Annotated in this window: 6 protein-coding genes; 2 read left to right on the top strand and 4 right to left on the bottom strand. The window is 71.1% G+C overall.

Annotated elements, in window-relative coordinates:
* The coding region (locus PROKR_RS25765) for an AMIN-like domain-containing (lipo)protein (RefSeq protein ID WP_051433369.1) at positions 1 to 594 on the top strand (594 nt) is incomplete at its 5' end.
* Between the two features lie 68 nt (positions 595 to 662).
* Here PROKR_RS25765 and PROKR_RS25760 read toward each other — a convergent pair.
* From PROKR_RS25760 to murA, 3 genes are all read right to left on the bottom strand, one after another.
* On the bottom strand, positions 663 to 1,715 hold the full coding sequence (locus PROKR_RS25760; RefSeq protein ID WP_051433368.1) for an NAD(P)H-dependent glycerol-3-phosphate dehydrogenase: 1,053 nt from the start codon (positions 1,713 to 1,715) through the stop codon (positions 663 to 665).
* Complete coding sequence (locus PROKR_RS25755; RefSeq protein ID WP_342665914.1) at positions 1,712 to 2,467, bottom strand: lysophospholipid acyltransferase family protein; 756 nt, start codon at positions 2,465 to 2,467, stop codon at positions 1,712 to 1,714. The genes PROKR_RS25760 and PROKR_RS25755 overlap by 4 nt, the downstream gene beginning before the upstream one ends.
* Before the next feature lie 64 nt (positions 2,468 to 2,531).
* The gene (murA, locus tag PROKR_RS25750) at positions 2,532 to 3,848 is read right to left on the bottom strand and encodes a UDP-N-acetylglucosamine 1-carboxyvinyltransferase (protein WP_020013735.1); all 1,317 of its coding nucleotides are present in this window, start codon (positions 3,846 to 3,848) and stop codon (positions 2,532 to 2,534) included.
* 309 nt (positions 3,849 to 4,157) lie between these two features.
* On the opposite strand from murA, the gene PROKR_RS25745 reads away from it, so the two are divergent.
* Complete coding sequence (locus tag PROKR_RS25745) at positions 4,158 to 5,540, top strand: MFS transporter (protein WP_036969399.1); 1,383 nt, start codon at positions 4,158 to 4,160, stop codon at positions 5,538 to 5,540.
* Between the two features lie 64 nt (positions 5,541 to 5,604).
* Here PROKR_RS25745 and PROKR_RS25740 read toward each other — a convergent pair.
* Positions 5,605 to 6,482: ABC transporter permease subunit (locus PROKR_RS25740; protein WP_425414942.1), on the bottom strand; the 878-nt coding region annotated here is incomplete at its 5' end.

Raw genomic sequence — 6,482 nt, 5'->3', positions numbered from 1 at the left:
GACGGGTCCGAGCCGGCGCCGATCGCCTCGGGGCCCGACGCCTCGCAGGAGCCGCCGGAGTCGGCGAACGAGGGCGAGCCCGCCGAGCCGGAACCGGAGCCCGAGCCGGCGACCTCGGCCACGGAGACCGACTCCGGCCCGGCCTTCGCCGCGAACACCAGGCCCGACACCGCGGAGCCCTCCGGCGCGGGCGACACGTTCCTGACCGTCACGGACGTGCGCGTCGCCGCGCACGACGGCTACGACCGGGTCGTCTTCGACCTGGACGGCACGGGAAGCGGCAAACCCGGCTGGCGTGTCGAGTACGTGGACCAGGCCGTCGACGACGGCTCCGGGGACACCGTGCGGGTGGACGGCGACGCGATCCTGCGGGTGTCGATCTCGGGCACCGCGACCCCGACCGACAGCGGCGTCGACGAGTTCTCGGGCGACCGCATCGAGCCCGCGGACACCAGGTCGATCGACGAGATCGTGTACCGGTACTGGTTCGAGGGGTACACGACGGCGTTCCTCGGCGTGGACGGGGCCGAGCGCCCGTTCCGGGCGTTCCTGCTGGAGGACCCGATGCGCGTGGTGGTCGACGTCCAGCACTGAGCGCCGGCCGCACGGGCCGGGCGCTCAGGACGGCATCTGGACTGCTGTCCGGCGTCAGACCAGCAGGCTCAGCCCGCGACCTCGGACTTCTGGGGCCGCGCCAGCAGCGTCGCCGCGAGCTCGGAGAGTGGCAGCCGGCCCGCCAGCACCTCGACGACGCCGGCCGTGATCGGCATCTCGACGTCGTGCGCCCGGGCCAGCTCCAGCACCGACTCCGACGACTTGACGCCCTCGGCCGTGCCGCCGGTCGCCTTGATCGCCTCGGCGAGCGTGAGCCCCTCGCCCACGTGCTTACCGAGCCGGTGGTTGCGCGACAGCGGCGACGCGCACGTCGCCATCAGGTCGCCCATGCCCGCCAGGCCGGAGAACGTGGCGGCGTCGGCGCCCAGCGCGAGGCCGAGGCGCGTGATCTCCACCAGGCCGCGCGTGATGAGCGTGGCCAGCGTGTTCCAGCCCAGGCCCTGGCCCTGCGCCATGCCGGCGGCCAGGGCGATGATGTTCTTCACCGCGCCGCACAGCTCCACGCCCACCACGTCGGTGTTCGTGTACGGGCGGAAGTACCCGGTCGAGCAGGCGGAGGCAACGAGCTGGGCCGTCGCCTCGCTGCGGGAGGCGACCACGGTCGCCGTCGGCTGCCGATCGGCGATCTCGGGCGCCAGGTTCGGCCCGGAGACGACGGCGACGCGCTCGTCGGGCAGCTCCAGCACCTCGGCCATGACCTGGGTCATGCGCTTGTCCGTGCCGAGCTCGACACCCTTCATCAGGGAGACGACGACGGCGCCCGGCGCCGCCACCTCGTGCACCAGGTGCTTCATCGACTCCAGCGTGGCGCGGGCCACCTGGGACGGCACGGAGACGACCACGATCGACGCGCCGCGCAGGGCGGTCGCCGGATCGGTGGTGCCGTGCATCGGGGGCAGCTGCACGCCCGGAAGGTACTTCTCGTTGCGGTGCGTGCGGTCCACGGCGTCGAGCACGGCGGCGTCGCGGCCCCACAGGGTGACCTCGCAGCCGGCGTCGGCCAGCACCATCGCGAACGTGGTGCCCATCGAGCCGGCGCCGAGCACGGCCACCTTCGGCTGCCCCTGCACGGTGCCCACGGTCTTCGTCACTTCGCTCACGGGCGCTCCACCGGCGGGTAGTTCGTCATCTTGGCCTCGTAGTCAGGGTGCTTGCGCAGGTCGAAGCGGGGCTTCGGGGCCTTCTCGCCGCGGATCTGCTCCAGCTCGGCGCTGATCGCGTCCATGATGCGGGAGGTGGCCTCGCGGAGCGTCGCGGTGTCCTGCGGCCGGTCGTAGAGGTCGCTCAGGTCCACGGGCGGGCCGGTGCGGATGGTCACCTTCTTGCGCGGGAACGGCTTGGGCAGCCGGCCGTAGCGCGGCAGGATGTCGGTGACGCCCCACTGCGCGACCGGGAGCACGGGCAGGCGCGTCGTCAGCGCGATGCGCGCCACGCCGGTCTTGCCCTCCATGGGCCAGTAGTCGGGGTCGCGCGTCAGGGTGCCCTCGGGCAGGATCGCGACGCAGGCACCGTCTCCGAGCTGGCTCGCGGCCTCCTTCAGCGACTCGGCGGACTTCGCGGAGTCCCGGTCCACCGGGATCATCTTGGTGCCCCGCAGGGCCCAGCCCGTCAGCGGCGAGTCGAACAGACCACGCTTGGCCAGGATGCGGGGCTCGCGACCCATGTCGAAGAGGTAGTGGGCCAGTGTCAGCGCGTCGAGCTCGGTGACGTGGTTGGCCGCGGCGATGAACCCGCCCTTGGCCGGGAAGTTCTCCTCGCCCTTCCACTCGTACTTGCACAGCGCGAACATGAGGTTCCGCACGAGGAACGCGACGAAGCGATACATGCGCGACTCGGGGCGTGGGATGGACACGGCCGAAAGGATACTCGGCCGAACCGCGAACCCTGCCCGCGCCTGACACGCACGAGGGAAGACCTCAGCCGCGGACGACCTCGGCGCCCAGGGCCTCCAGCTTGTCCTGGAAGTTCTCGTAGCCGCGGTCGATCAGGCCGATGCCGCGCACCGTCGACTGCCCCTTGGCGGCCAGCGCCGCGATGAGGTGGGAGAACCCGCCGCGCAGGTCCGGCACCTCGATGTCGGCCGCGGACAGCGGCGTCGGGCCGGAGACGACGGCGGAGTGGTGGAAGTTGCGCTGGCCGAACCGGCAGTCGCGACCGCCCAGGCACTCCTTGTAGACCTGGATCGTGGCGCCCATCTTGCGCAGGGCGTCGGTGAAGCCGAACCGGTTCTCGTACACGGTCTCGTGCACGATCGACAGGCCGGTGGCCTGCGTGAGCGCCACGACGAGCGGCTGCTGCCAGTCCGTCATGAAGCCCGGGTGGACGTCGGTCTCCAGCACGATGGACTTGAGGTCGCCGCCGGCGTGCCAGAAGCGGATGCCGTCGTCCTGCACCTCGAAGCGGCCGCCGACCTTCCGGAACGTGTTGAGGAAGGTCATCATCTCGGGCTGCGTGGCGCCCTTGACGGTGATGTCGCCGCCCGTGGCCAGGGCCGCGGAGGCCCAGGAGGCGGTCTCGATGCGGTCGTTCAGGGCCGTGTGCGTGTAGCCCTCGAGGCGGTCGACGCCCTCGATGCGGATCACGCGGTCGGTGTCGACCGAGATGATCGCGCCCATCTTCTGCAGCACGGCGATGAGGTCCATGATCTCGGGCTCGATCGCCGCGCCCGAGAGCTCGGTGATGCCGTCCGCGCGGACCGCCGTCAGCAGCGTCTGCTCGGTGGCGCCCACCGACGGGTACGGCAGCGAGATCTTGGTGCCCTGCAGGCGCCGCGGCGCGCGCAGGTGGATGCCGTTGGGCCGCTTGTCCACGACGGCGCCGAACTGACGCAGGATGTCGAGGTGGTAGTTGATGGGCCGGTCGCCGATGCGGCAGCCGCCCAGGTCGGGGATGAACGCCTCACCGAGGCGGTGCAGCAGCGGCCCGCAGAACAGGATCGGGATGCGGCTGGAGCCGGCGTGGGCGTCGATGTCGGCCACGTGGGCGGACTCGACGTTGGACGGGTCGAGGTCCAGGATGCCGGCGTCGGTGTCGTACTTGACGTTCACGCCGTGCAGGTCCAGGAGCCCCGAGACGACCTTGACGTCACGGATCTGCGGGACGTTCCGCAGCACGCTCGGGGTCTCCCCCAGCAGAGAAGCCACCATGGACTTCGACACGAAGTTCTTTGCGCCTCGAACGGTGATGGTCCCGTTCAACGGGTTGCCGCCGTTCACATACAGCAGATCGTTCATATCCTCGTCGTCGTCTCGTTCGTTCCGATGATGGATTTCCGATGGCGGAGCCTCCGGGGGCGCCCGGTCGATCCTGCCCCTCACCGCCGGTCGTGCCAACACGGCAACCAGTGGGAGTATTCACCGTTCACCACACCTTCACTCGCGACGCACCAGGCCGCAGTTCGACACGCCGTGTGTGCACATCGCTCGCGCATGACAGGCCGCGCATGACAGCCGCTTGCCGACGGCCGCAGCCTACGTCAAGACCCCATCCGTATCGCGAGACACCCTTCCCGGATGGCGGACGGCACGCCTAATCTCGCGGGCATGAGCACCTCCGCAGCACCGACCGCCGGGACCCCCGGCGGCAAGGAGAGCGCAGCGCCGGCCGGCAATCCCCGCGGCCGCGTCGTCGTCGCCTCCCTCATCGGTACCTCCATCGAGTTCTATGACTTCTACATCTACGCGACCGCGGCGTCGCTGGTCTTCCCGGCGCTGTTCTTCCCGAACGCCGAGGACCCGACCACGCAGCTCCTGTCGTCGTTCGCCGTCTTCGGCGTCGCCTTCGTGGCGCGGCCGGTCGGCTCGGTCCTGTTCGGGCACTTCGGTGACCGGATCGGCCGCAAGGCGACGCTGGTCGCGTCGCTGCTCACGATGGGTATCGCGACGGTCCTGATCGGCCTCATCCCCGCGGCGTCGACCCCCGGCTGGGCTCTGGCGGCGCCCGCGGTGCTCGTGCTGTGCCGGTTCTGCCAGGGCCTCGGGCTCGGGGGCGAGTGGAGCGGCGCGGCCCTCCTTGCCACCGAGAACGCGCCCGAGGGCAAGCGCGCCATCTACGGCACGTTCCCGCAGCTCGGCGCGCCGATCGGCTTCATCCTCGCCAACACCGTGTTCATCGCGCTGTCCACGTCGCTCACGCCGGAGCAGTTCGCGGCCTGGGGCTGGCGCATCCCGTTCATCGCGTCGGCGATCCTGGTGATCGTGGGCCTGTGGGTGCGGCTCTCGCTGCTGGAGACCCCGGCGTTCCGCAAGGTGCTCGCGGCCGAGGCCGTCAGCAAGGTGCCGGTGGCCCGCGTCTTCCGCACGTCGTGGAAGCAGATCATCTCGGGCACGTTCATCATGCTCGCCACGTACGTGCTGTTCTACCTGATGACGACGTTCACGCTGAACTACGGCGTGGCGGTCACCGAGCCGACCGACGGCTCCCCCGCCGGCCTCGGCTACGAGAAGATCGACTTCCTCTGGATGCTGATCGTGGGCGTCGTGTTCTTCGGCATCTTCACGCTCGCGTCCGGCCCCATGGCGGAGAAGTTCGGCCGCCGCAAGCACCTCATCTGGGTCACGGTGGCGATCATCGTGTTCGGCGCCCTGTTCGTGCCGCTGTTCGCCGCGGGCGACCTCGGCGTGCAGTCCCTGCTGATCCTCGGCTTCACGCTCATGGGCCTCACGTTCGGCCCGATGGCGGCCGTGCTGCCCGAGCTGTTCCCGGCCAACGTCCGGTACACGGGCTCCGGCATCGCGTACAACCTGTCGTCGGTGCTCGGTGCCGCCGTGGCCCCGTTCATCGCCGTGTGGCTGTGGGCCAAGGGCGACGGCTCGCCGGTGCTCGTGGGCGTCTACCTCTCCGCCATGGCCGTGATCACGCTGGTCGCGCTGCTCCTGGAGCGCGAGACCCGCGACATCGACTACGCGGACAACGTCGGGGACTGATCCCCGCTGCCCGACGCCGTCGCGCGCCTTCCGGAAGGGAGGCGCGCGGCGGCGTCTCGCTTTCTCAGCCGTCTCGGGTCGTGATGCGGGCGTAGGCCAGGGACATGCCGATCACGAGGTAGCACAGCGACCGGAACGCTCCCTCGCCCAGGCCGTCGAACGCCAGCGGGTCCCGGATCAGGTCGGCCAGGCTCGCCAGCGACGTCGGCAGCAGGTACGGGTGGAGCCAGTCCAGCGCCGAGATCTGCAGCAGCACGCCGGACACGATCAGGCCACCCAGCACGCTCACCACCACGAGCATCGGGTGCTCGGTCGACGCCGAGATCGCGAGCGCCACCGCGCCGACCGCCATCAGGTACACCGTGGCCCAGGCGACGGCGATCGCGAGCCGCCCCAGCACGTCCGCGACCGAGAGCTGGGTGCCCGACATCGACACCAGGCCGTCGGTCCCCGACAGGACGACTCCGGTGACCAGCCCGGACGTGGCCACCAGCGTGGCCGCGACCAGAGCGACGACGAGCACGCCCACGGCCTTGACCAGCAGCAGCCGGCCACGCGCGACGGGGGCGAGCAACCAGCCGCGCAGCGCGCCGGTGGACTGCTCGCCGGCCAGCGCGTCGCCGCTCGCCATGGCCACGGTGAGCGGCAGCAGGAGCATCAGGAGCGTCATCAGCGAGCCCAGCGGCAGCACGAACGCGCTGCTGGCCATGGTCACGAAGATGGGCGGCCCCTCGCCGGGGCCGCTCCCGCCCGGGCCGGGTCCCGCGGTCGGGTCGGGTGCCGCCGCACCGTCGAACGTCAGGTCGACGGCGATGCCGGTGATCACCGGCAGCACGGTGAGCAGCGCGAGCACGACCAGCGTGCGCGGCCGCCGGAAGATCCACCGCAGCTCCGAGCGCAGCAGGCGGCCGAGCGGCGCGCGGCGGCGGGCGGGGAGCACGC

It is taken from the genome of Promicromonospora kroppenstedtii DSM 19349 (assembly GCF_000515355.1).
GTDB lineage: Bacteria > Actinomycetota > Actinomycetes > Actinomycetales > Cellulomonadaceae > Promicromonospora > Promicromonospora kroppenstedtii.
Note: the sequence above shows the minus strand (reverse complement) of the source record. Positions and strands in the feature narration are given on the sequence as shown.

Excerpts from the sequence above, each read along its gene's own strand:
- murA (WP_020013735.1), bottom strand. The coding sequence starts at position 3,848 with ATGAACGATCTGCTGTATGTGAACGGCGGCAACCCGTTGAACGGGACC.
- PROKR_RS25745 (WP_036969399.1), top strand. The coding sequence starts at position 4,158 with ATGAGCACCTCCGCAGCACCGACCGCCGGGACCCCCGGCGGCAAGGAG.